The 249-nt window shown below is 65.5% G+C and carries 1 protein-coding gene; it reads left to right on the plus strand.

The window, feature by feature from the left end:
* Positions 1-27: 27 nt before the first annotated feature.
* On the plus strand, positions 28-249 hold a 222-nt coding region (locus KB213_RS12215), incomplete at its 3' end, for a hypothetical protein (protein ID WP_211683519.1).

The raw sequence follows: 249 nt of genomic DNA on the forward strand, positions 1-249 counted from the left end.
CCATCGACACACCAGATGGAGAGCACCTTGGAAGCAGCAACGCAACCCACCGCAGACACCAGCGACAAGCTGGCGATCACCAAGGACCGCGTAAAGGCGTGGCATGCCTGCAGCGACGGCTACCGCTGGTTCCTGGGGCGCTTCCCGCAGGGCGGCCAGTTCGTCGAATCCAAAACCACGCAGTGGCGCAATGTGGTCAACCCCGCCACGCAGGAGGTGCTGGCGCGGGTGCCCTTCGCGACGCCCGAT

It is taken from the genome of Neokomagataea anthophila, from assembly GCF_018122595.1.
Lineage (GTDB): Bacteria > Pseudomonadota > Alphaproteobacteria > Acetobacterales > Acetobacteraceae > Gluconobacter > Gluconobacter anthophilus.